This is a genomic window from Intrasporangium zincisolvens (genome assembly GCF_034724055.1).
Taxonomy (GTDB): Bacteria; Actinomycetota; Actinomycetes; order Actinomycetales; family Dermatophilaceae; genus Monashia; species Monashia zincisolvens.
This window is the reverse complement of record NZ_JAWIIL010000005.1, coordinates 67,685-90,533: the sequence shown is the minus strand read 5'-3', so window position 1 is coordinate 90,533 and position 22,849 is coordinate 67,685. Positions and strand designations below refer to the sequence as shown.

Below are 22,849 nucleotides of genomic sequence, written 5' to 3'. Positions count from 1 at the left end.
CGCTGGGCCTGTGCAGAACGAGGACGTGTGGCTGGTGGTGCCGCTCTACGACGAGGCCACGGTCATCGGCGACGTCGTGCGCGAGGCGCGGCTCACCTTCCCGAAGGTCGTCTGCGTCGACGACGGCTCCCACGACCGCTCCGCCGACCTCGCCGAGCAGGCGGGGGCCGCGGTGGTGCGCCACCCGGTCAACCTCGGCCAGGGCGCCGCCCTGCAGACCGGCTTCGACTACGCGCTCGCCGACCCGGCGATGCGCTACGTCGTCACGTACGACGCCGACGGTCAGCACCAGGTGCACGACGTCGAGGTCATGCTCGCCCGGGCCCGCGGCGAGACGGACGGCGATCCCGTGCGCGTCGTGTTCGGCTCCCGCTTCCTCGACGAGCGCACGGAGGCCTCGGCGATGAAGCGTCTGGTCCTGCGCGCGGCCGTCGCCTACACCAACCTCACGACCGGCACCCGGCTCACCGATGCCCACAACGGGCTGCGCGTCCTGCACCGTGACGTCGTGGAGCGCCTCGACATCACCCAGAACCGGATGGCGCACGCGAGCGAGATGGTGGCCCAGATCGGGTCGATGCGCTTCGAGGGCCGGCGGGTCGAGTACGCGGAGGAGCCCGTGCACATCCTCTACACCGACTACAGCCGGGCCAAGGGCCAGTCGCTGTGGAACGCGGTCAACATCCTGGCGGAGCTGATCTGGCGATGAAACAGCTGCTCTTCCAGGTCCTGCTCATCGTGGGCGTCGTCACGGTGGCGTGGCGCCTGCTCGCCGGCTCCGGACAGCGCACGCAGGCGATGCGCCGCATCGGGCTGCTCGCCTTCCTGCTCCTCGCCGTCGGCAGCATCCTGCGGCCGGGCACGCTGACCGACGTCGCCAAGTTCTTCGGCATCGGCCGCGGCGCCGACCTCGTGTTCTACTGCCTCGTCATCGCCTTCCTCGGGTTCGTCGTCACGACCTTCAAGCGGTTCCGCGCGATGGAGACCCGCTACACGCGTCTGGCCCGCCGGATCGCGCTCGACGAGGCGCGGCCCGCAGCCGCCCACGCCGCGTCGGTCACCGGCCTGCCGGTGGACCCGCCCGCCGACGCCGCCGAGGGTGCGCCCACGGCAAACCCTGCGACACTGTCGGTCTCGCCCCCGTCCCCGAGCACGAGAGCACCCGATGCCGACTGATCCCAGCCGTCGGCGTCCGCGCGACGACGACGCCTACGTCGTCGACACGCGACGCCGCGTCAAGCGACCCGACGGCGGTGCGCTGCCGAGCGCGTCCGCCGGCGCCCCGGGCGCACCCGACCCGCACGACACGCGCGATGCCGACTACGTCGTCGACACCCGCGGGCGGCGCCCCGCCCCGACCGCGCCCGCGGCACCGCGCGAGCCGGCCCCCCGGGAGCCCGGTCGCCGGGTGCGCAAGGGCCGCGTGGTGCTGCTCGTCGTCGGCCTGCTCGTGCTGGCCTGGGTCGCCTTCCTGGTGTGGGTGCCGGTGCAGGCGTGGAACAACGTCGCCCGCGTCGACAACATCCCGTCGGGCGAGCGCCCCGTCGACACCTCGGGCTACAACTACCTCCTCGTCGGCTCCGACAGCCGCGCCGGGCTGACCAAGGCGCAGAAGAAGAAGTACGCCACCGGCAACGCCGAGGGCCAGCGCACCGACACGATCATGCTCGTGCACGTCTCCGACAGCGGCGGCAAGCCGGTCATGGTGTCGCTGCCGCGCGACTCCTACGTGCCGATCCCCGGCCACGGCTCGAACAAGATCAACGCCGCCTTCGCCATCGGCGGGCCCAAGCTGCTCACGGAGACGGTCGAGAACGTCACCGGCGTGCACGTCGACGGCTACCTCGAGATCGGGTTCGGCGGCTTCGCCAACCTCGTCGACGCCGTCGACGGGGTCACGCTCTGCGTCCCGCGCGACATGAAGGACAAGAAGGCCGGCATCGACCTCAAGAAGGGCTGCCAGAACCTCGACGGCGGCAACGCCCTCGGCTACGTCCGGTCCCGGTACGAGGACCCGATGGGCGACATCGGCCGCGCGGCCCGACAGCGCCAGTTCCTCGGCGCCCTCATGAAGAAGGCCGCCACCCCGGCCACCGTGCTCATCCCGTGGCGGTACAAGCAGACGGCCGACGCCTCGGCCGCGGGCCTGGCCGTCGGCGAGCAGACCGGCCTCATGGACGCCTACCGCGTGCTCCAGGCGATGCGTGCGGTCAGCGCCGACCAGGGGCTGTCGCTCAGCGTCCCGACCTCCGACCTCGCCTACCGCACGCCGGGTGGCTCGCTCGCGGTCAAGTGGGACACCCAGAAGGCCAAGGCGCTGTTCAAGGCGCTCAAGGACGACGACCCCCTGACCGAGCCCCCGCCGGGCACCACGGTCGAGGGCGCCAAGAACAGCTGAGGCCGCTGCACATGACGACCCACACCGCTGCCCCGCTGCTGCCCGCCGAGGTGCTCGCCCGGCTCTTCGCGGCCGACGCGACGCGCCCGCGCCTGACCTGGTACGACGACGAGCCGGGACCGACCGCGGGTGAGCGCATCGAGCTGTCGGCGCGGGTGCTGACCAACTGGGTCGCCAAGGCCGCCAACCTCCTGCAGGACGACCTCTCCGCCGAGCCGGGCACGACGGTGGGACTCGACCTGCCGGCGCACTGGCGGGCCGTCTACTGGGCGCTCGCGGCGTGGTCGGTCGGGGCCGAGGTCGTCGTCGGCGAGGCCGCGACGGGTGCCGACGTGCTCGTCACTGCCTCCCCCGAGGCCGCCGCGGCCCACGGAGGCGACGCCGTGCTCGTGTCGCTGCCAGCGCTGGCCCGCAGCCACCCGCAGGCCGCCGACGCGCCGGCCGCCGTCGACGAGGCGCGCGAGCTGTCCACGCACGGAGACGTCTTCGTGCCGCTGGCCGACCCCGAGCCCTCCGACGTCGCGCTCGCGACGGTGTCGGGCTCGCTCACGTACGGCGAGGTGGTCGTGGCCGACGACGCGTGGGGCGCGCAGCCCCGCGTGGCGCTGCGCGGGTCTCCCGAGGACGTCCTGCGAGGCTGCCTCGCCGCGTGGGCCGCCGACGGCTCGGTCGTGCTCGAGCGCGGGCCCGTGGGCGCCGGCGCACCGGGGCGGCACGCGTCAGAGGGCGTCACCGTCGAGGCCGGTGCCTGAGGGTCCTGCCGGGGTCAGGCCGAGAGCCGGTCGAACAGCGTCCACGTGCGGGAGGCGACGACGCCGGTGCTGGCCAGCCCGGCCCGCGCCTGGGCGGCCTTGACCGCCTCACGCGTGGCGAGGTCGAAGACGCCGCTGGCCGGCACGCCGAGGAGGCGCTGGACCGCGATGACCTGCGGGCCCTGGTCACCGATGCGCAGCACCGTCGACCGGCTGCCGACGAAGGGGAAGTCGCGGGCCTCGAGGACGTCCCACAGCTCCGGGGTCACGACGCCGGTCTGCTCGAGGGCGTGCGAGCGCTGCAGGGCGGTGACGCGGTCGCGGGTCACCGGCCCGAAGACGCCGTCGACGGGTACGCCGCCCAGCGCCCGCTGGAGCACCCGCACGACCGCACCTCGCGAGCCGAGCCCGAGTGTCAGGTCCTTGTAGGCCGTGTAGGCCGTGCCGACCTCGACGCGGGCGACACCGGCGTGGGGCCTGGGCGCAGCGGCATGGGTCGTCATGGTCGTCCTCCTGGGTCTCGTCAGCACCATTCATTCACTTGGGTCACACCCTTCACAACCGGTTCGGGCGAATTACAGGTCTGGAATTCCGCTCGCGCGACGTACGGACGGCGGGACGGACGCACGTGTGCCGGCCCCACCCGGACGGGCCACCGTGTGGGTCGACCCCACGGCCGTACCGGCCCGGGGCGCGGATAGAGTCCGGCCATGGACAAAGTCGTCTCCACCCCCCAGGAGGCCATCGCCGGGATCAGCGACGGCATGTCGCTGTCCGTCGGCGGTTTCGGCCTCTGCGGCATCCCCTCCGTGCTCATCGCTGCCATCCACGACGCCGGCCTCACCGACCTCGAAGCGGTCTCGAACAACTGCGGCGTCGACGACTGGGGCCTCGGCATCCTGCTGCGCGACAAGCGCATCCGCCGGATGGTCAGCTCGTACGTCGGCGAGAACAAGGAGTTCGAGCGGCAGTACCTGTCCGGCGAGCTCGAGGTCGAGCTGACGCCCCAGGGCACCCTCGCCGAGCGCCTTCGCGCCGGCGGCTCCGGGATCGCCGCCTTCTTCACGATGACCGGCGTCGGCACGCAGATCGCCGACGGCGGGCTCCCCTGGCGCTACGACGACGCCGGTGCCGTGGCGCTCGCGTCGCCGCCGAAGCAGACCCAGGAGTTCGAGTGGATGGGCGAGACGAAGACCTTCGTTCTCGAGCAGGCCATCACGACCGACTTCGGGCTCGTGCGGGCCGCCAAGGGTGACCGGCACGGCAATCTCGTCTTCAACGAGTCGGCGCGCAACTTCAACCCGCTGTGCGCCATGGCCGGACGCGTCACGGTGGCCGAGGTCGAGGAGCTCGTCGAGCCCGGCGAGCTCGACCCCGACCAGATCCACCTGCCCGGGATCTTCGTCCAGCGGGTCCTGCCGCTCACGGCCGAGCAGGCCGCCGAGAAGCGCATCGAGCGCCGCACCGTCCGCCCCCGCCCCGACGCCGCCCCGACCGACCAGGAGGCCTGAGATGGCACTGACCCGTGAGCAGATGGCCGCGCGCGCTGCGGCCGAGCTGTCCGACGGCGCCTACGTCAACCTCGGCATCGGCCTGCCGACGCTCGTGCCCAACTACGTGCCCGACGACGTCGAGATCGTGCTGCAGTCCGAGAACGGCATCCTCGGCGTCGGCGCCTACCCGTTCGACGGCGAGGAGGACGCCGACCTCATCAACGCCGGCAAGGAGACCGTCACCCTGCGCAAGGGCGCGGCCTTCTTCGACTCGGCGACGAGCTTCGGGATGATCCGCGGCGGCAAGGTCGACGCCGCGATCCTCGGCGCCATGCAGGTGTCCGAGGGCGGCGACATCGCCAACTGGATGATCCCCGGCAAGATGGTCAAGGGCATGGGCGGCGCGATGGACCTGGTGCACGGCGCCAAGAAGGTCATCGTCCTCATGGAGCACAACGCCAAGGACGGCTCGTACAAGATCGTCAAGGACTGCTCGCTGCCCTACACCGGCCGCGGCGTCGTCCAGCGGATCATCACCGACCTCGCCGTCCTCGACGTCACCGAGTCCGGGCTCGTCCTGCGCGAGCTCGCCCCCGGCGTCACCGAGGACGAGGTGCGCGCCAGGACCGAGCCCGAGCTCACCGTCGACCTCCGACCGGCACCGACGCACGGCTGAGCCCGACGACGCCGGCCCCGAGCCACCGACGGCGCGGCACCCCTCGCGAGTGTCGCGCCGTCGTCGTCCCACGGCCCACGGGTCGTCAGGCGGGCCTTTACCAAAACAGGACGGTCGGGCGGTCACGGGACGATAACGATCAACCGTGCGGTCTGTGGTGATTGGGACATTTGGGACTGAATGGGTCTGCCGTCCCATCCCCAGGAGTCCTGCGATGCGCCTTGTCCCCACCACCGTCGCCGTGACCGTGCTGGCCGCCACCTTCGTCGTCGCACCGACGATGTCCTCCGGGGCCAAGCCCCGTCCGGTCGCGCCCACGGTCCGCGAGGTCGGCATCCCCGCCGTGGCCGGATCGGGGGCGCCTGCGGCCCGTGCGCGGACGGCGGCCCCGACCGTCGGCGACCCCGTCGTCGCCGCCACCCGGGTCGACGGGGTCGACTTCGACGTCGCCGGCGTCACCTTCGACCGGACGCCACCGACCGGCACCCGCGTCGAGGTGCGCACCCACGACGCGTCCGGCTGGAGCGGCTGGGTCGACCTCGACCTCGAGGAGGACGACGCGCCCGACCCCGGCTCGGCCGACGCGAGGCACGCCCGGCCCGGCACCGCGCCGCTGGCGGCAGCAGGCTCCGACGCCGCCGACATCCGGGTCACGACCCCGGACGGGTCGGTTCCCCCCGGGCTGCGCGCCAGCCTCGTCGACGGCGGCGACTCCCCCGCCGACACCGCGATCGACCCGCCGGCCGGCTCCGCCGTGGCGGCCGTCGCCCGGCCGACGATCATCAGCCGCGCCCAGTGGGGCGCCGACGAGAGCATCCGCACCTGCGACGGCGAGCGCCTCAGCGGCTTCAAGGCCGTCGTCGTGCACCACACCGTCAACTCGAACACGTACTCGGCCGACCAGGTGCCGGCCCTGCTGCGCTCGATGTACGCCTTCCACGTCAAGAGCCGCGGCTGGTGCGACCTCGGCTACCAGATCCTCGTCGACCGGTTCGGCCGCGCCTACGAGGGCCGCAAGGGCAGCACGGCCGCCTTCGTCATGGGCGCCCAGGCCGGCGGCTTCAACGCCGAGACCACCGGCATCTCGGTCATCGGCGACTTCACGTCGACGCCGATGAGCTCGGCGGCGCAGTCGACCGTGACGCGCGTCGCGGCCTGGGAGGGTGACCGCTCGCTCTTCGACCCGTCGTCCTCGGTCGTGCTCACGTCCGCCGGCGGCACCCGCTACAAGGCGGGGGTGCGGGTCACGAAGACGCGCGTCGTCGGCCACCGCGACCTCAGCCTCACCAGCTGTCCCGGGGACAGGGCCTACCCGCAGGTGGCCTCGATCCGCAGCGGTGCGGGCTCGATCTGGCGGGCCGGGCAGTGGTCGGTGCAGAAGCCGAAGACGGTGGCGGAGACGTACAGCCGGCCGGCATCGGGCTCCTTCGACCTGTCCGGGCGCGGCTTCGGCCACGGCGTCGGCTTGTCGCAGTGGGGTGCCTACGGCGCGGCGACGCGCGGCCTGACGTGGCAGCAGACGCTCGCCTTCTACTACCCGGGCACGACGCGCACCGCGAACGGCAACCCGTCGGTGCGCGTCCTGCTCCAGAGCGTCGGCACCGGCGCCACCGAGCTGGTGACCCAGAGCGGCAACCAGGTCTCCAACGGCAGCAGGTCCTCGACCCTGTCGACGGCCTACCGCTGGCGGGTCGTGCCCGAGGGCAGCGGCGTCTCGCTGCAGGCCTGGCACAGCGGACGCTGGAACGCCGTGAACGGCTGGACCCGCTCGACGGCTCCCCTGACGCTGAGCCGCCCCTCCACCGGGACGGTGCGCCTCGTCCTCGCGAACGGCACGCAGCGCGAGTTCCGCGGCACCGTGCGCGTGGTGCCGGTGTCGGGCCGCGCCTACCCGGTCAACGTCGTGTTCACCGAGTCCTACCTGCGCGGCGTCGTGCCGAACGAGATGCCGGCCAGCTGGCCGGCTGCGGCGCTCGCCGCCCAGTCCGTCGCGGCCCGCACGTACGTGGCCTACGGTCGCTCGAGCGCCGGCAGCCGCGCCTACGACACGTGCGACACGACGTGCCAGGCCTACCGCGGCGTCGCCGACTACACCGCCCAGGGCGTGCGGACCCGGAGCAACGAGGACAGCCGGGCCACCGCCGCGGTCAACGCGACCGTCGGGGTGATCGTCAGCTACGGCGGCAAGCCCGCCCTCGCCCAGTACTCGTCGTCCAACGGCGGGCGCACCGTGCGCGGCAGCGCGCCCTACCTCGTGGCGAAGGCCGACCCGTACGACGGCGCCGTCGCCTCCCCGTCGAACCCGAGCACGTGGCAGGCGACGCTCACGGCCGCCGCCGTCGAGTCGCGCTACCCCGCCATCGGCACGCTGCGCAGCATCGCCGTCGGCCCTCGCACCGGTGGGGGCGGCACGGGCACCTTCGGCGGCCGCGTCGGCACGGTGACGCTGAGCGGCTCGGCGGGCTCGGCCACCGTCAGCGGCGACGCGTTCCGCTCCGCCCTCGGCCTGCGCAGCACGTGGTGGACGGTGTCCTCGGCGGCACCACGCTCGGCGGCGTACTCGCCACGCGACGTCACGGGCGATGCCCTCGGCGACGTCATCATCCCGTCGGGCGCGGCCCTCAAGACGCTGTCCTACACCGGCTCGAAGACCTTCACGACCCGGCAGATCGTCGGCAGCGGCTTCTCCGGCATGCGCGCCGCCGCCGCCGTCGGCCCCTTCGACAACGACAACCTCGGCGACGTCGTGGCCATCGACCCGTCCGGCAACGCCTGGCTCTACCGCGGCCTCGGGGCGAGCAACCTCAACGCGGGCCGGGTGCTGCTCGCGGCCGGCTGGGGCCAGGTGACGATGATCGTCCCGACCGGCGACTGGAACGGCGACGGGTTAACCGACTTCGCCACCCGGATGAGCGACGGGCGCCTCATCCTGCGCACCGGCAACGGCACCGGCCGCATCACCTCGAGCCCGACGATCGGCACCGGCTGGAACGGCCTGAGCCAGGTCACGAGCGGCGAGTACGACGGCGACGGCAAGCGCGACCTCGTCGCCGTGCGGTCGAGCGACGGCGCGCTCGTCCTCTACGCCGGCAACGGCACGGGCGGGTTCAAGCCCGGTCGGCTCATCGGTGCCTCCGGGTGGACGGCGATGAGCGCGGTCCGCGGCATCGGCGACATCACCGGCGACGGCCGCGACGACCTGCTGACCCGACGCAAGAGCGACGGCGCGCTGCTCGTCTACCGGGTCGTCGGGGCGGCCCGGCTCACGACGCCGCTGTCAGCTGGCGCGTCGTCCTCGACGCTGACGTGGGGGCAGTGAGGCGCGGAACGCTCAGAGGCTGGAGATGTGCTCGATGAGCCCGGTCGTGGACACCGACGGGGTGCGAGGCAGGTAGACGACCTCGCAGACGTCGCCGACCCAGTCGAACTTGCCCGTCCAGTCGTCGCCCATGACGAGCACGTCGGCGCCGTGCTCGAGGATGTAGTCGCGCTTGAGCTCGAGCGACTCCTCGACGAAGACCGCGTCGACGACGCGCAGGGCGGCGACGATCTCGAGGCGCTCGTCCTGGGTGAACACCGGCGGCCGGCCCTTCTTGGCGATGTTGAGCGCGTCGGCGGACACCCCCACGACGAGCCGGTCCCCGAGCTCGGCGGCCCGCTGGAGCACGCGGACGTGTCCGACGTGGAAGACGTCGAAGGTCCCGAAGGTGATGACGGTCCGGTTGCTCACGGTGCTCCTCTGGCGGTTCGACCCGGTGGGGCCCTGGCGGGTCAGGCTACTAGCCCGATACCGGCCGTGCCGAAACGGCGAGTGGCCGGGTCGCGCTACGGGGTCACCCGCGACGCGTGCGCGGCCTGGGCGAGGGTCGTCTGCGCCAGGCCGGAGCCGTCGCTGACGGGGCCGCCCTCGACGACGGCGCGGGCGAGGTCGGACGCGGTGAGGGGCGCCAGCACGACGCCGGCCGGGCGCGGCGCGGTGTCGCTCGCCACGACCCGGGCGCCCGCCGCGAGGGCCTCGCGGACGATGACGGAGTCGCCGTCCCAGCTCGTGGGGCGCAGGAAGGTGCCGACGCGCGACAGCACCCCGCTGACGTCCGCCGGCGGGGTGTCGAAGGCGACCGTGAGCCATGGCTCCCCCGCCGCCCGGTCACGCAGCGACTGCACCGCCTCGGTGTCGTTGCCGTAGGCGAGGACGGTGAGAGTCGCGTCGGGCCACGACCGGCGGACCAGCTCGACGGCGTCGACGCCGAGGTCGGCGTTGTAGTGCGCGAGCCCGGCGTTCGTGGCGAGCGCGAGCGCGTGCGGGTCGCGCGGGAACGGGCTCGGCACCGGCGCCGCCGACGCGTCGAACGGCGTGACGACCGTGAGCCGCGAGCGCAGCCGTTCGGGCAGGATCGCGCCGATCTCGTCGTTGACGGCCCAGATCTCGTCGTAGGCGTGCAGCGCGACGACGAGCGCGCGGCGCCGCCACCACGGCATGCGGGCCACCTGGCCGCTCGTCGACCCGGAGTGCAGGACGAGGACGGTGCGCCCGCGCAGCAGGGCGAAGACCGGCGCGAGCACCATGGCCCGCCAGAGGCGGGTCAGGTGCAGCAGGTGCAGGCCGCGACGGCGCAGCCCGGGCAGGGCGCGCAGCGCCCGCGGCGCCGAGCCGGTGTCGACGTAGACGACCTCGACGCCCTCGCCGCGCAGCGTCGCGGTCAGCTGGTGGTGGCTCGTGTGGACGCCGCCGACCTCACCGTGCTCCTGGGCCCACTGGAAGACGGGTCGGTCGCTCGCCGGGTGCCGCGCCATGCCCGCCCTCAGTCGAGCCGCGAGCTGGACAGGACGCCGAGCAGGTGGCCGCCCGCGGTCACGACCACGAGGGGCACCATGACGACGACGAGCACCTGGGTGCCGAGCAGGTCACCGTGGACCGCGTCGACGACCGCGGCGACGAGCGCGAGGATCGAGGCCTCGACGGCGACGAACGCCCGGAAGATCGGCAGGTAGTCGAAGGCGCGACGCAGCGCGGCCATGCCCGAGGCCTTGGGCCGGGCTGTCGTCGCGACGTCGTCGAGCGGCGGACGGCCGGTCTTGGCGCGGGCCACGTGGACGAGGTCGGTGAAGGCCTTGTTGAGCAGCACGCCGACGGCGACGAGCAGGCCGAGCACGGTCCAGCCGCCGACGTCGCCGGGCGCCGAGAGGCTCCAGCCGTCGGCGCGCAGGCCGATCGCCACCGGGATCGAGGCCTCGGTGACGTAGTGGCCGATGCGGTCGAGGTAGATGCCGGCCGGCGAGAAGCGCTGGCGCCAGCGGGCGACCTCGCCGTCGGAGCAGTCGAGCAGGATCTGCAGCTGCATGGCGAGGACGGCCACGACCGGGCCCCAGACCCCGCCGAACGGGATGGCGAACGCGCCCGCCACACCGACGACGATCATGAGCCACGTGACGCCGTTCGGCGTGATGTGGGTCGGCAGCAGCCAGCGCGTCACGTAGATCGACAGGTGGCGGATGTAGAGCGCCCCGGCCCAGTGCTCGGCGTTGTACCGGGCGATGTGCTCGGGCGGCTGGGCGACGGACTTGAGCTGCGCGATGCTCGGCCGGTCGTCCGTCGGGTCGTGGGCGAGGGTCATGAGGGACCATCCTGCCGTGTGCCGCCGAGCTGCCGGCGCCAGGCCCGGGCGGACTCGCAACCGAAGAGCACCCCGAGCACGACGGCGCCGGCGAGCAGGAACGGCGCGGGGTGGCCGCTCAGGCCACCGACGACACCGAGGAGCACGACGCGTCCCTCGACGCCGAGTGTGGCCCGCACGAGGGCGCGGGGGCTGCCCGCGCCGGTCTCGCGCAGCCGGTAGACGTTGTCGTAGAGGTGCCAGCACACGACGGCGAGCCACGCGTACGCGGCGGCCCGGGCAGCGGGGTCCTCGCCGGCCGCGAGCAGCAGCGCCGCGGTCTCGAGCGCGACGAGCACGGCCGGTACCTGCCAGGCGAGCCGGCCGCGCCCCGCGGGCCCGGGCACCACGGCGAGGTCGGTGAGGCGGGCCAGCGTGTGGTCGGGCCGGTCGGGGCGGAAGCCGTCCCGACGCGTCAGCGCGCGCAGCAGGCGCCCGGCCTGGGTCCAGGCGAGCGCGACGACCGAGGCGATACCGAGGGCCCAGAGCAGCACGGCGGGGCTGAAGAGGAGCAGGCCCACCGACATGACGAGGTAGCGCTCGGCGATGGGCAGGTGCAGCACCTGCTTGACGTCGCGGACGACGCGGGCCCGGCCCGTCGGGGGCCCGGTGACGGTCGTGCGCGCGGTGTCCGGGCCGCCGTCGCGGGGGTCCTCGAACGGGTGCGGCGCGCGCGGCTCAGCAGCGGAGGCACGCTGGCGCGTCGAGTAGGCGAAGTCCTCGACGTGGCGCACCGCCAGCACGGCGAGGACGAGCACCGCCAGCCACCAGAGGTCCTCGCCCCGGCGTGCCGCGACCCAGGCGACCGCCGCGACCATCGTGAACTCCTTGACGCGGTCACTCACGGCGTCGAGCCAGCCACCGAGCGCGCTGTAGCGCCGGGTGAACCGGGCGATCTCGCCATCGACGCAGTCGACGACGAGCGATGCCTGCAGCAGCACCGCCGCGAGCAGCCACGTCCACCGGGAGTCGACGGCCGTCAGGGCACAGGCCGCGAGCCCGAGCGCGAGGCTGACGGCCGTGACGACGTTCGGGGACCAGCCACGGCCCAGCCCCACCGCGGTGAGGCGGCGCGAGAGGGGCCGGATCGCGTGCGTCGAGAAGACGCCGTCGTTGCCGCGCGAGGCCGCACGCAGCCTTTGCTGCCAGGCCGAGCCCGACGCGCCGCGGCGCAGCTCGTGGCCCCGCTCGACGGTGACGTGCGCGAGGGGCACGGCCACGACGGGCACGACAGCGGCCCGCACGACGGCGACGACGGCGAGGTCGAACGCCGACACCCCGGGCCCACCGGCCGCCGGGCTCGCGGCCGCAGCCACCAGGGAGTCGGCGAGGGCGACGCGGTCGGCCGCCGCGACCCGGAGGACGCCGGCGGCGTAGGCGGTGGGCGCCGACACGACGTGCGCGGCCGACCCGGCCGAGACGACGAGCCGCGTGTGCCGGTCGACGCGGACCGGCCGGAACGTGTCGGGAGCCGGCGCGTCGACGGTCGGCAGCAGCGTCGCGTCGCGGGGCGAGTCGAGCACGTCGAGGAGGGCGACCGGGCTGACGCGCAGGCCCGAGGCCGCGAGCACGAGCGGGCGGTCGTCCGAGGCGGCCGCCACCGCCGCGACGGCGGCGAGGACGTCCGGCACGGCCTGCACCGGGGCGTCGGGACGGGCCGGTGACAGACCGAGGTCACCGAGCGTCTCGAACAGGTCGGAGGCGGGGTCGACCCCGAGGACCAGGGTGTCGGCGCCGGCCGAGCGGCCGGCCACCGAGCGGGCACGAGCGTCGCCGACGAGGGGGCGCTCGTCGAGCCTCACGCGCCGGCGTCCGCGTCGGCGTTGTACTGCTCGAGGACCTCCTCGACCGGGCCGTCGCCGATGAGCTCGCCGGCGTGCAGGTAGAGACCGCGCTCGGCGAACCGCTTGAGGTCGTGCTCGCTGTGGGAGACGAGGAAGAGCGTCTTGCCACCGGAGAGCATGGTCTCCATGCGCTCGTAGCACTTCTCGCGGAAGGCCCGGTCCCCGACGGCGAGGACCTCGTCGACGAGGACGACCGGCTGGTCGAGCGTCGTGATGAGCGAGAAGGCGATGCGCACCTGCATGCCGGAGGAGAAGTGCCGGAAGGGCATGTCCATGCCGGCCTGCACCTGCGGGCCGGCGAAGTCGACGATCTCGTCGTAGCGCTCGTCGATCTGCCGCTTGGTCAGGCCGTGCAGGCCCGCCGCGAGGTAGACGTTCTCGCGGGCCGTCAGCTCGCCGAGGAACCCGCCGGTGAGCTCGATGAGCGGCGCGACGCGGCCCCGGACCGTGGCGTAGCCGGCGTCGGGAAGCATGACGCCGGCGATCATCCGCAGCAGCGTGCTCTTGCCCGAGCCGTTGCCGCCGATGAGGCCGACCGCCTCTCCCCGCGCGACGTCGAAGGAGATGTTGCGCAGGGCCCAGAACGTCTCGTTCGTCGCGCCGGTCTGGCCCTTGAAGACGAGCTCGCGCAGCGACATGCGCCGCTTGCGGGAGCGGAAGAACTCGATTCCGAGGTCGCGGACCTCGATCACCGGCTTGGCCATCAGATCTCCTTCAGCACGGCCGGCTCCATGCGCTTGAAGACGACAGCGCCGATGAGCAGGAGCAGGACGGTCATGACGCACGCCGAGGCGACGGACAGGAGGTTCATCTCGCCCCGGAAGAACCCGGACCGGAACAGCTCGAGGATGCCGCTCATCGGGTTGATCGCCAGGATGTCGCGCAGCGTCTTCGGGGCCATGTCGGCGCTGTAGAGCACCGGCGTCGCGTAGAACCCGAGGCGCAGCGCGATGCGCACGACGCGGGCCATGTCGCTGACGAGGACGGTGATCGGCGCGAGGATCATGCCGATGCCGACCGAGAGCAGGAAGGTCAGCACGAGCGAGACCGGCGCGAAGACGATCGTCCAGTGGATGTGCGTCTGCCCGGTGATGACGTAGAAGATCGTGAAGGCGACGATGACCGGCAGGCTGAGGACGAACTCGACGCCCTTGGCCATGACGACCCGCACGACCCACAGCTCGCGCGGCAGGTTGGCCGATCGGACGAGCCGTGACTCCGCGAGCAGGGCCCGGGAGGTCTCGGACATGTTCTGGGCGAACCACTGCCAGAGGAACAGGCCGGTGATGAGGTGCAGGAAGAAGGGCTGGTTGCCGGTCTTGCGGGCCTGGAAGATCAGGGTGAAGACGACGAAGTACACGAGCGCCATGAGCAGCGGGTCGAGGATCGTCCACAGCCACCCGAGCCAGCTGCCGGCATAGCGGACGCGTAGGTCACGTTCGACAAGGGTGCGCAGCACCTGCCGGTTGGCCGTGAGGCCGCGGAACTGGGACACGCCGATCATGCGCGCAGACCACCTTCTCCTTCGTGCGTTCGGGTCGTTCGTCGGCGGGGCCGGAGGCCCCTTCCGGGTCGTCACGGCGGGCACCGCGGCGGTCGAAGGCGGGGGTGTCACCCGCCTGACCCTCGCCGCAGTCTAGGGGTGCGCGCCGTGGGGTGCTCTCAGGTGCGGGCCAGCCTCGACTCGATGAGCTCGGTCGACGCGGCGACGAACCGTGCCGTGGCGGCTCCCGGCGAGGTGTCGCCGAAGTAGTGGTGCACCACGGCGGCACGGGCCTCGTCGGGCTGCGCGACGGCCGCGTCGAGGACCGCGACGATGCCTGCCGCGTCGGCCGCCGCCACGAGCGGGACGCTCGTGTTGAGGCGCGTCGGCTCCACCTCGGCGCTCGGCGAGCTGGGCCGGGTCAGCACGAGCGGCTTGCCCGTGGCGAGCCAGTCGAGAGCCACGGCCGACACGTCGGTGATGCACGCGTCGAGCGCGCCCAGGTGCCACCCGAAGGCGGTGTGGGTGTCGACGAGGTGGTGGGCGCTCGGGTCGGCGGCGTTGGCCTGCTCGACGAGGGCCGAGAGCCGGGCGGACGCGGCGCCGTAGGAGCGCTGGAACGCGCCGGAGCGCGGGTGCGGCCGGTAGACGACGCGGAAGCGCGGGTCGGCGAGCAGCGCCGTGAGGATGGCCTCGCCGTGGGTTGCGATCGACCCGTAGGCCATGCTCGCGCGGTCGCCCTCCCACGTCGGCGCGTAGAGGACCGTGGTGCGGCCGTCGGCGGGCAGGTGGGGCGCCGGGTACGTCGTGTCGTTCTGCGGGCGGCCGATCTCGACGGCGCGCGCAGGGACGTCGAAGTCGACGAGCGCGCCGCTGAGCCGCTCGGCCGCCGCCTGTCCGGCGATGAAGACACGGTCGTAGGCCTTGAGCTGGTTGCTGGCCATGTACGACTTGTCGCTCTCGCCGTGGCTGACGAAGACGTGCGCAGGCGTCGCGAAGCGCAGCATCTGGAAGTTGCGGACGTTCTGGTTGACGTAGAGGACGAGCCCGATCTCGTGGTCGGCCATGAACGACTCGATCTCGGTGACCCGGGGGGCGTGCAGGACCGGCAGGGGGCACTCGTCGAGCAGCATCAGGGTCGTCTCCGGCATCCGCGAGATGACGACGACCGGCTGGGTCTTCGCGAGCTCCTGCAGCGGCGCGTACCACTGGCGGATCTGGTAGAGGTTGACCGGCTCGTCGGAGAAGTAGACCGCGCATCGGAACGGCGCGTCGGCGCCCGGCTGCAGACCCTCACGGGTCAGGCGGGTGGCGAGCCGGCGCTTGGCCAGCTGCCGCATGAGGGCGTCCCGGGCGAGGGCGGCCGCCTCCTTGGCATGGTCCATCACGGTGTCGGTGTCCTTCGTGGCAGCAGGTGGGAGGGCTCAGCGCGTCAGGCGCCGCGGGCTCGTCAGGAACCCTATGCCCCACGCCCAGTGCATCGTCGCGAGCACGACGGGCAGGGTGGCACGGGTGCGGGGCGACTCGCCGCCGGAGATGGCCAGGCCTCCCGCCGTGACGCCGGCGACGTAGGCGGCCGGCACCACCCAGGCCGGGGCCCAGAAGAAGCCCACGACGGTCGCGGCGGTCGTGACGCCGACCATGACCGGCGGCGCGAGGTAGCGGTGGTTGATCGTGCCCTCGTGGTGGCGGGCCACGACGCGCCGCCAGCGTCCGTAGTGGAAGTACTGCTTGGCGAGCGCGGAGACCGACGCGCGTGGCCGGTAGGTGACCTTGAGCTCGGGGGTGAACCACACGCGTCCGCCGGTCTCACGGATCCGGTGGTTCATCTCCCAGTCCTGGGCGCGGGAGAAGTGCGGGTCGTAGCCGCCGACGCGCTCGAGGGCCGTGCGCCGGAAGACGCCGAGGTAGACGGTGTCGGCCTCGCCGGCCTCCCCGCCGGTGTGGAAGCGGGAGGCCCCGACGCCGAGGGGGCTGCGCATGGCGCAGGCGACGGCGCGCTCGAAGTCGGTGGTGCCACGCGCGTCCATGATGCCGCCGACGTTGTCGGCACCGACGCGCTGGAGCTCGGCCACGGCGCACGAGACGTAGTCGTCGGGGATCTCGGCGTGCCCGTCGACGCGGACGATGACCTCACCGCTCGACGCGCCGATCGCGGCGTTGAGACCGTCGGGGGTGCGCCCGCTCGGGTTGCGCACGAGCCGCACCCGGGGGTCCTCGGCGGCGAGCGCGTCGGCGACCTCGTCGGTGCGGTCGGTCGAGGGGCCGAGGGCGAGGACGACCTCGATGGGGCCTGAGTAGTCCTGCGTCAGGATCATGGCGACCGCGTCGCGCAGGTGCCGCTCCTCGTTGAGCAGCGGCATGATGACGCTGACCGGTGGGGTCAGCTGCGTCGACGCGTCCACGCTGGCGGGTCCTTGTCCTCTGGTCGTCGGGCCGGAGGGTGGTCCCGGCGCTCGGGCTGCGCTCGCGTCCCCCGTCACGAGCGGCGACCAGACTACTGGAGGGGCAGGGGGTCCTCGACCGCGGTGACGGCGAGGCGCGCACGGCGCGGCGCGCACGACGATGCCCGAGGTGGGGCGCCGCCCTCGCGAGGGGAGGCGGCGCCCGCCACCTCGGGCCCCCGGTGACGTGCCGCAGCGCCGCGGACACGAAGCACGCTGCTCGACCTCGCGTCCAGGGGTGACGCGGACCGCGGCCACGGCCCGGGTGCCCCCGGCGCTGCACGACCCACGATAGGGCCAAATCACGCGATCATCAAGCAGTTCGACCATCACGTCACTTGTCGGTCCACCTGGTCGATGATCGAGCCGCCTCTCGCTAGGTTGGCTCCATGACGCCGACCCGTACGCAGACCAGCACGCAGGACCGCGCCGCGGCCACCGCCGCCCTGCGCGAGCTGATCCTCGCCGGCGAGCACTACCGCCTGGCAGCGGCCGCGCATCTCGACCTCACGGTCAACGAGAGCCGCGCCGTCAGCTACCTGCTGGCCCGCGGCTCCCTCGGCCAGACCGAGCTGGCCCAGGCGCTGGGCCTGACGACGAGCTCGACGACGACCCTCGTCGACCGGCTCGAGCGACGCGGCCTCATCGAGCGGGTGCCCGACCAGGTCGACCGGCGTCGCAGCACGGTGCGCATCCCCGAGGCCGGGATGGCACAGGTCGGGCAGGTCCGCGACTGGATGCCGCACACCCTCGACACCCTCGACCCGGCGACGCTCCCCCAGGTGACCGAGGTGCTCACGACGATCGCGGACGCCCTGCGCAGCGTCGCCGCCGAGATCCACGCCGCCGGACCGAGCACGCGCGGCACGCGCCGGCGGCACTGACCCACCGCCGACGCGTCGGGCTCAGCGGACGCGTCCGGCGACCCAGCCGCTCGTCCAGATGCGGACCAGCTCGACGCGCTTGCCCGGCTTGGGGGCGTGCCACACCTTGCCCGAGCCCGCGTAGATGCCGACGTGGTAGGCCTTCCCGGACCGCATGAAGAAGATGAGGTCACCCGGACGCACCCCCGAGCGCGAGACGCGGGTCGTGTCGAGGCGCTGGGCGTTCGCGGTCCGCGGCAGGTCCTGGGCCAGGCGCGCGTCGTAGACGTAGTGCACGAGCCCGGAGCAGTCGAAGGCCGTGGGGCCGGCGGCGCCCCAGCGGTAGGGCTTGCCCTTCTGGGCGGCCGCGACCCGCACGGCCCGGGTCCCGAGCGGCACGGCCGCCGTCGAGGCCAGCGAGAGCCGGACGTCGACGCGGTCGCGGTCCTGGGCGGCGTCGGACGCGTTGGCCCAGGTCGCCGTGTCGGCTTCGCGGGCACTCGTGTCGAGGTGGCCGGCCGGCGTGGGCGGCGATGCGGCGACGGCACCGAGTGCGCCGACGGCCAGCAGCGGCGCGAGCAGCAGGCCGGCGCCCAGGCGGGAGCGAGGTTGGCGCGCAGGGGTGCGAGCGATGGCGGGCATGGCGAATTCCCTTCCCACGCCTGCGAGGTGAGCTGTCGGGTTCGGGCGGAAGATGCCCGGCCGCGCATGGCGGCTTCACCCCAAGTCCGGCACAGGGCCGGACGCGAGTGGGTCCCCCGTTCCTGTCCGGTGAGGTATGAAGGCGCGCCCCCGGCGGACAGGACTCGGCGGACCGGGGCGCCGCCCCGACGTCGTGCCGGGGCGTCATGTCACCCGGTCCGGGATCCTGGGCTCCGCGTCGTGGCGGGCCTGCCGGGCCGGGTTCCGAACCAGAGTAGGTCGGGGTGCCAGCCCTGTCCGCGTTTCGGCGAAATGCGTCAGCGCGGAGGCGCGACCCGCCCGACGAGCCAGCGCAGCTCGCTGCGGTGCTGGAGGCCGAGCTTGGACAGCACGGAGGCCATGTGGGTCTTCACCGTCGCGGTGCCGATCCCGAGGGCCCGCGCGACCCCGGCGTTGCCCGGGTCGCCGTCCGGCCCGGTGACGATCTCGACGACGGCCCGCTCGCGCGGCGACAGCACCTCGAGGGGGTCTGCTGCCGCGGCTGCGCGGTCGCCCGCCTCGGGGTCGTCGCCGGCCTGGTGGCCGAGACGCGTCACGAGGGAGGCCTGCACCTCGAAGCACCGGCGCCCCAGGGCCGCGAGACGGTCCTGGACCGCCGGGTCGGAGGGATCCTGGGCCAGCCGACGCCGTACCTCCTCGATCTCGGCCGCCATCTCGGTCAGGGCCGTCGCCGTCCGGTTGACGCTCATGAGGACGCCGGCGCGGCCGGAGTCCTCGAGCTCGGGGTAGACGAGCGGCAGGTTGAGCCGGCGCTCCGGCCGGGCCGCGAGGACCCGGTCCAGGACGAGCCCGGCCAGCCACTCGAGGGCGGTGACGACCTCGTCGCCCATGGAGTCGGGTGTGTCCGAAAGGGCGCCGAGCAGCCCCACGACGCCGTCCTCGCCGAGCATCGGCACGACGACGGCATCGGCCGACAGGTCGTCGTCGCCGAAGCGGACCCCGCGGTTGAGCAGCGCCCCGCCGTCGTCGCGGTGGCGGTAGGGCCGCTGCGAGGCCAGCACCCAGGCGACCACGCCGCCGGGGCCGTAGGTCAGGGTGCCGGTCTCCTCGTAGGCACCGTTGCTGAACATGTACGGGTAGGAGATGCGCCGGTCCCGCTCCCGGACGAGAGCGACGTAGAAGTCGTCGACCGGCGCCAGTGCACCCACCGCGGCGCGGCAGGCGTCGTAGACGGTGAACACGTCGCCGCGCTCGGCCTCGCGGATCATCTGGTCCGCGTGGCGCAGCGCCCGCACCGCGGCATCGGACAGCGCCATGACCGCTCCTCCCCCTGACCCCGACCGCCGACGTCCGGTCGGTGACCGAACGTCGCGCTCGGGCGCCACGCTAGCGGCGGGACGCGCGCGTCGTGACCGGTTTCGCGGCATCCGCTCCACCCGGGGACGACCCCCGGATCACCCGGCGGCGGATGCCGCACACCGCCCGTCCGAGGGCATCCTGACCGGGGCCGGCCGCGGGCGGCCGGTCGACCGTGCGGGTCCAGGGGTCCGTGCGGCAACCGGTCGGGCCGCGCCGGTCCGGGGGGATGAGGCCTTTCGGGGCCACGGCGCAGGTCGCCCGGTCCTCGGCGGACGTGGAGGGACGTCGCGGACCGGGCCACCCGGCGTCAGGAGCTCGAGACGTCGCGTCAGCCGGTGCGGAAGGCGGTGAGGGCTGCCATCCACTGCCCGCCCCCGGTGCCGCTCGCCGCGTACGGGCCGGCCGTCGTCGCGCCCCGGTAGGCGGTCGCGAGGTGGTCGGTCGACACGCTCAGCGTCGGCAACCCGGTCCAGCCGGCCCCCCAGGCCGGTACCGCGCTGCTCGACTCCATACCGGTCACGGCAAAGAGCTCGTCACCGGCGGCCGACGTGGTCACCGACCCCGAGCTGAACGCCGTACCGGTCCCCGTCGCCCCCGCACTGACGTCGACCCCCGTGACGCCCGCCAGCTCATCCACGGCCAGGTGTGTCTCCGCGGACGACCCGTAGGTCACCGTCACCGTCGCGCCCGCCGGCAGGGCACGCACCCCCACCGCGACCGCCGTCACGACTCGGTCCCCGGCCGACCCGTCGTTGACGTCACGCACCACCACGTAGGTGTTGCCGGCCGAGTCCTTCACCGACACCGCCGCCGTCACGCTCGTCGTGGACAGGAGCACCGCGACCACGACCGTGTGGCCGGCCGCCACCCCGGCGGCCCCGACCGTCACCGTGCTCGTCGTGCGGGCCGTCGACGCCGTCAGCGACCCGACCCGGCCGACGTAGCCGGCCGCCACCGGCGCTCGCGGCGTCGCGGAGGCCTCGTTCGACGACGGCGAGGTGCCGATGCCGTTGACCGCCGTCACGCGGTAGAAGTAGGTGGTGCCGTTCGCGACGCCGGTGTCGGTGAAGCCCGTGCCGGCGACGTTCGAGGCCACCGGCGTCGACGCCTCGCCGCCTGCAGTCGTGCCGCGGTAGACGTTGTACCCGGTGACGGCCGAACCGCCGTTGGAGGCGGGAGCCACCCAGGTCAGCGACACCGAGGCGTTTCCGGCCGTGGCCGCTAGCCCGGTCGGCGCACCGGCCACGGTGGCCTGTGGCGTCGCCGAGGCCTCGTTCGACGACGGCGAGGTGCCGACCGCGTTGACCGCCGCGACCCGGTAGTAGTACGTCGTCCCGTTCGCCAGGCCGGTGTCGGTGAAGCCCGTGCCGGCGGCGTTCGAGGCCACCGGCGTCGACGCCTCGCCGCCCGCGGCGGTGCCGCGGTAGACGTTGTACCCGGTCACCACGGACCCACCGTTCGACGCCGGCGCCGACCACGACAGGGTCACCGTCGTGCTGCTGCCCACCGCCACGAGGGACTGCGGCGCCGACGGCGCGGTGGACGTCGCGCGCGGCGTCGCCGAGGCCTCGTTCGACGACGGCGAGGTGCCGACCGCGTTGACCGCGGCCACCCGGTAGAAGTACGCCGTCCCATTCGTCACTGTCGTGTCCGTGAAGCTCGTCAGGGCGACGTTGGTCGCGATGGGGGTGCTGCTCTCGGCTCCCGCCGCGGTGCCGCGGTACACGGTGTAGCCCGTGACCCCGGAGCCGCCGTCGGAGGCGGGCAGCTGCCACGACAGCGCCACCGTCCGGTCGCCCGCGGAGGCGATGAGCCCGATGGGCGCCGACGGCACCGTCGCCCGCGGCGTCGCGGACGCCTCGTTCGACTGCGCGGAGGTCCCGACCGCGTTGATGGCGGCGACCTTGTAGTAGTAGGCGGTCCCGTTGACCTCACCGGTGTCGGTGAAGCTGGTGCCGGTCACGTTCGTCGCGATCGGCGTCGGGCCCTCGCCGCCCGGCGTCGATCCGCGGTAGACCGCGTATCCGGTCACGGCCGACCCGCCGTTGGACGCGGGCGCCGTCCACGAAAGGGCCACGGACGCGTTGCCGGCCGTGGCGGCCAGCCCCGTCGGCGCGCCCGGCGCGGTCGGCTGGGTGGCCTGTGGCGTCGCCGACGCCTCGTTCGACCGCGTCGACGCGCCGACGGCGTTCACCGCGGAGACGGTGTAGTAGTACGTGGTCCCGTTGACGCGTCCGGCGTCGGTGAAGGTCGTCGTCGGGACGTTGGTCGCGATCGGGGTCGTTCCCTCGCCGGCGGGGCTCGTGCCGCGGTACACGTTGTACCCGGTGACGGCCGAGCCGCCGTCGCTCGCGGGCGCCTTCCACGAGAGGTTCACCGACGCGTCGCCGGCCACCGCGGCCAGGCTCTGCGGGGCCGACGGCGTGGTCGAGGCGGCGACGCCGATCTGGGCCCAGGGGTGCGACTCGTCGATGCGACCCGACACGAAGGAGCCGTTGACGCAGTGCCCGCTGTCGACGCCGCCCCCGTTGAGCACCTGGCCCGAGTCGAGGTAGCTCGTCGTCGTGGTGCCGATCGTGATCCGCACGTCGGGGACCGCGCCGGAGTTGACGCACGAGGCGGTGTTGCCGCCGTTGTAGGAGTTCGGCGAGAAGTCCGAGCCGTCGAAGTTCGCCGAGTTCTGGGCGCCGGTCTCGGTGAGCACCAGCCTGCCCCCGGCCTTGACGGTGAGGGACGAGCCCCACAGGCCGTAGGTCTTCGACCCGATGGCGACCACGACCCGCACGCCCGTGATGTCGACGCCGCCGGGGTTGTCCAGGCGGATGGCGGATGCGTCCCAGCACGTCGTGCTCTTCGGGTAGGTGGGGCACGGCGAGCCGACGTAGCTCGACGGGTCGGTGTACGGCCACGGGTTCGGCTGCTTGGAGCTCGACGCCGCCGAGTGCGTGTCCATGTACCCGACGTAGACGTTGAGCGGGGTCGCCGCCGAGGCGGGCGCGAGCACCGCCAGGCCACCCTGAAGCACGAGGGCCGCCGCGGCGAGCACCGCGCCCGCCCCGCTCCGGACCCGCCAGCGACGGCGGGACGCGTCGGTCGGACGATCGAGGCCCGAGGTCTCGACGGAGCGAGGCTGGAAGCGCGGGACACGCATCGCGATCACCTTCTTGCGGGGTACCCCCATGTACCTCCTCGGAGGATCCCACCGCGGCAGGACGGTGTCGTCATGCAGATGACGTACGCC

The 22,849-nt window shown here is 73.5% G+C and carries 20 protein-coding genes and 1 riboswitch; of the genes, 8 read left to right on the top strand and 12 right to left on the bottom strand.

All coding sequences use genetic code 11. From position 1 onward, the window contains the following. Nucleotides 1–10 precede the first annotated feature (10 nt). The 4 genes from RY076_RS14715 to RY076_RS14700 are packed head-to-tail and all read left to right on the top strand — an operon-like array spanning nucleotide 11 to nucleotide 3,150. On the top strand, nucleotides 11–709 hold the full coding sequence (locus RY076_RS14715; protein WP_323099361.1) for a glycosyltransferase family 2 protein: 699 nt from the start codon (nucleotides 11–13) through the stop codon (nucleotides 707–709). After that, nucleotides 706–1,176, top strand: a complete 471-nt coding sequence (locus RY076_RS14710; RefSeq protein WP_323099359.1) for a DUF2304 domain-containing protein — start codon at nucleotides 706–708, stop codon at nucleotides 1,174–1,176. The genes RY076_RS14715 and RY076_RS14710 overlap by 4 nt, the downstream gene beginning before the upstream one ends. Beyond that, on the top strand, nucleotides 1,166–2,398 hold the full coding sequence (locus RY076_RS14705) for an LCP family protein (RefSeq protein ID WP_323099358.1): 1,233 nt from the start codon (nucleotides 1,166–1,168) through the stop codon (nucleotides 2,396–2,398). Before RY076_RS14710 ends, RY076_RS14705 begins: the two co-directional genes overlap by 11 nt. A gap of 11 nt (nucleotides 2,399–2,409) precedes the next feature. After that, complete coding sequence (locus RY076_RS14700) at nucleotides 2,410–3,150, top strand: TIGR03089 family protein (protein ID WP_323099356.1); 741 nt, start codon at nucleotides 2,410–2,412, stop codon at nucleotides 3,148–3,150. A gap of 14 nt (nucleotides 3,151–3,164) precedes the next feature. Here RY076_RS14700 and RY076_RS14695 read toward each other — a convergent pair whose 3' ends face one another. After that, nucleotides 3,165–3,653: a peptidoglycan-binding domain-containing protein gene (locus RY076_RS14695; RefSeq protein ID WP_323099354.1), complete on the bottom strand. Its 489-nt coding sequence runs from the start codon at nucleotides 3,651–3,653 to the stop codon at nucleotides 3,165–3,167. Nucleotides 3,654–3,860: 207 nt separating this feature from the next. Between RY076_RS14695 and RY076_RS14690 the strand changes: the two genes are divergently transcribed. The 3 genes from RY076_RS14690 to RY076_RS14680 all read left to right on the top strand — a co-directional run bounded on the left by RY076_RS14690 (nucleotide 3,861) and on the right by RY076_RS14680 (nucleotide 8,638). Next, complete coding sequence (locus RY076_RS14690; protein WP_323099352.1) at nucleotides 3,861–4,661, top strand: CoA transferase subunit A; 801 nt, start codon at nucleotides 3,861–3,863, stop codon at nucleotides 4,659–4,661. A gap of 1 nt (nucleotide 4,662) precedes the next feature. Beyond that, nucleotides 4,663–5,319 carry a CoA transferase subunit B gene (locus RY076_RS14685; RefSeq protein WP_323099350.1) on the top strand — a complete coding sequence of 219 codons (657 nt, stop codon included), beginning with the start codon at nucleotides 4,663–4,665 and terminating at the stop codon, nucleotides 5,317–5,319. A 214-nt stretch (nucleotides 5,320–5,533) separates the two neighbouring features. Further along, nucleotides 5,534–8,638 (top strand): SpoIID/LytB domain-containing protein, encoded by a 3,105-nt coding sequence (locus tag RY076_RS14680; protein ID WP_323099348.1) that lies wholly within the window; start codon nucleotides 5,534–5,536, stop codon nucleotides 8,636–8,638. 12 nt (nucleotides 8,639–8,650) lie between these two features. Here RY076_RS14680 and RY076_RS14675 read toward each other — a convergent pair whose 3' ends face one another. From RY076_RS14675 to RY076_RS14640, 8 genes are all read right to left on the bottom strand, one after another. Next, nucleotides 8,651–9,049, bottom strand: coding sequence for an adenylyltransferase/cytidyltransferase family protein (locus RY076_RS14675; protein WP_323099347.1), 399 nt, complete (start codon nucleotides 9,047–9,049; stop codon nucleotides 8,651–8,653). A 95-nt stretch (nucleotides 9,050–9,144) separates the two neighbouring features. Then, on the bottom strand, nucleotides 9,145–10,113 hold the full coding sequence (locus RY076_RS14670) for a glycosyltransferase family protein (RefSeq protein WP_323099345.1): 969 nt from the start codon (nucleotides 10,111–10,113) through the stop codon (nucleotides 9,145–9,147). Nucleotides 10,114–10,121: 8 nt separating this feature from the next. After that, nucleotides 10,122–10,934: a CDP-alcohol phosphatidyltransferase family protein gene (locus tag RY076_RS14665; RefSeq protein WP_323099343.1), complete on the bottom strand. Its 813-nt coding sequence runs from the start codon at nucleotides 10,932–10,934 to the stop codon at nucleotides 10,122–10,124. Beyond that, on the bottom strand, nucleotides 10,931–12,775 hold the full coding sequence (locus RY076_RS14660) for a DUF5941 domain-containing protein (protein ID WP_323099342.1): 1,845 nt from the start codon (nucleotides 12,773–12,775) through the stop codon (nucleotides 10,931–10,933). Before RY076_RS14660 ends, RY076_RS14665 begins: the two co-directional genes overlap by 4 nt. Then, nucleotides 12,772–13,521: an ABC transporter ATP-binding protein gene (locus tag RY076_RS14655; protein ID WP_323099340.1), complete on the bottom strand. Its 750-nt coding sequence runs from the start codon at nucleotides 13,519–13,521 to the stop codon at nucleotides 12,772–12,774. Before RY076_RS14655 ends, RY076_RS14660 begins: the two co-directional genes overlap by 4 nt. Next, the gene (locus RY076_RS14650) at nucleotides 13,521–14,321 is read right to left on the bottom strand and encodes an ABC transporter permease (protein WP_323099338.1); all 801 of its coding nucleotides are present in this window, start codon (nucleotides 14,319–14,321) and stop codon (nucleotides 13,521–13,523) included. Before RY076_RS14650 ends, RY076_RS14655 begins: the two co-directional genes overlap by 1 nt. 158 nt (nucleotides 14,322–14,479) lie before the next feature. Beyond that, complete coding sequence (locus RY076_RS14645) at nucleotides 14,480–15,685, bottom strand: CDP-glycerol glycerophosphotransferase family protein (RefSeq protein WP_323099336.1); 1,206 nt, start codon at nucleotides 15,683–15,685, stop codon at nucleotides 14,480–14,482. A 39-nt stretch (nucleotides 15,686–15,724) separates the two neighbouring features. Further along, on the bottom strand, nucleotides 15,725–16,705 hold the full coding sequence (locus RY076_RS14640) for a glycosyltransferase family 2 protein (protein WP_323099334.1): 981 nt from the start codon (nucleotides 16,703–16,705) through the stop codon (nucleotides 15,725–15,727). Nucleotides 16,706–17,133: 428 nt separating this feature from the next. Between RY076_RS14640 and RY076_RS14635 the strand changes: the two genes are divergently transcribed. Beyond that, on the top strand, nucleotides 17,134–17,628 hold the full coding sequence (locus RY076_RS14635; protein ID WP_323099332.1) for a MarR family winged helix-turn-helix transcriptional regulator: 495 nt from the start codon (nucleotides 17,134–17,136) through the stop codon (nucleotides 17,626–17,628). A 21-nt stretch (nucleotides 17,629–17,649) separates the two neighbouring features. On the opposite strand, the gene RY076_RS14630 is transcribed toward RY076_RS14635, so the two are convergent. The 3 genes from RY076_RS14630 to RY076_RS14620 all read right to left on the bottom strand — a co-directional run bounded on the left by RY076_RS14630 (nucleotide 17,650) and on the right by RY076_RS14620 (nucleotide 22,789). After that, a complete protein-coding gene (locus tag RY076_RS14630) occupies nucleotides 17,650–18,249 on the bottom strand; it encodes a C40 family peptidase (RefSeq protein ID WP_323099331.1) in 600 nt (199 codons plus the stop codon). Between the two features lie 3 nt (nucleotides 18,250–18,252). Continuing rightward, nucleotides 18,253–18,391, bottom strand: a riboswitch (cyclic di-AMP (ydaO/yuaA leader). 175 nt (nucleotides 18,392–18,566) lie between these two features. Then, nucleotides 18,567–19,565 (bottom strand): LuxR C-terminal-related transcriptional regulator, encoded by a 999-nt coding sequence (locus RY076_RS14625; protein ID WP_323099329.1) that lies wholly within the window; start codon nucleotides 19,563–19,565, stop codon nucleotides 18,567–18,569. A gap of 371 nt (nucleotides 19,566–19,936) precedes the next feature. Then, a complete protein-coding gene (locus RY076_RS14620; protein WP_323099327.1) occupies nucleotides 19,937–22,789 on the bottom strand; it encodes a fibronectin type III domain-containing protein in 2,853 nt (950 codons plus the stop codon). Between the last annotated feature and the right edge of the window lie 60 nt (nucleotides 22,790–22,849).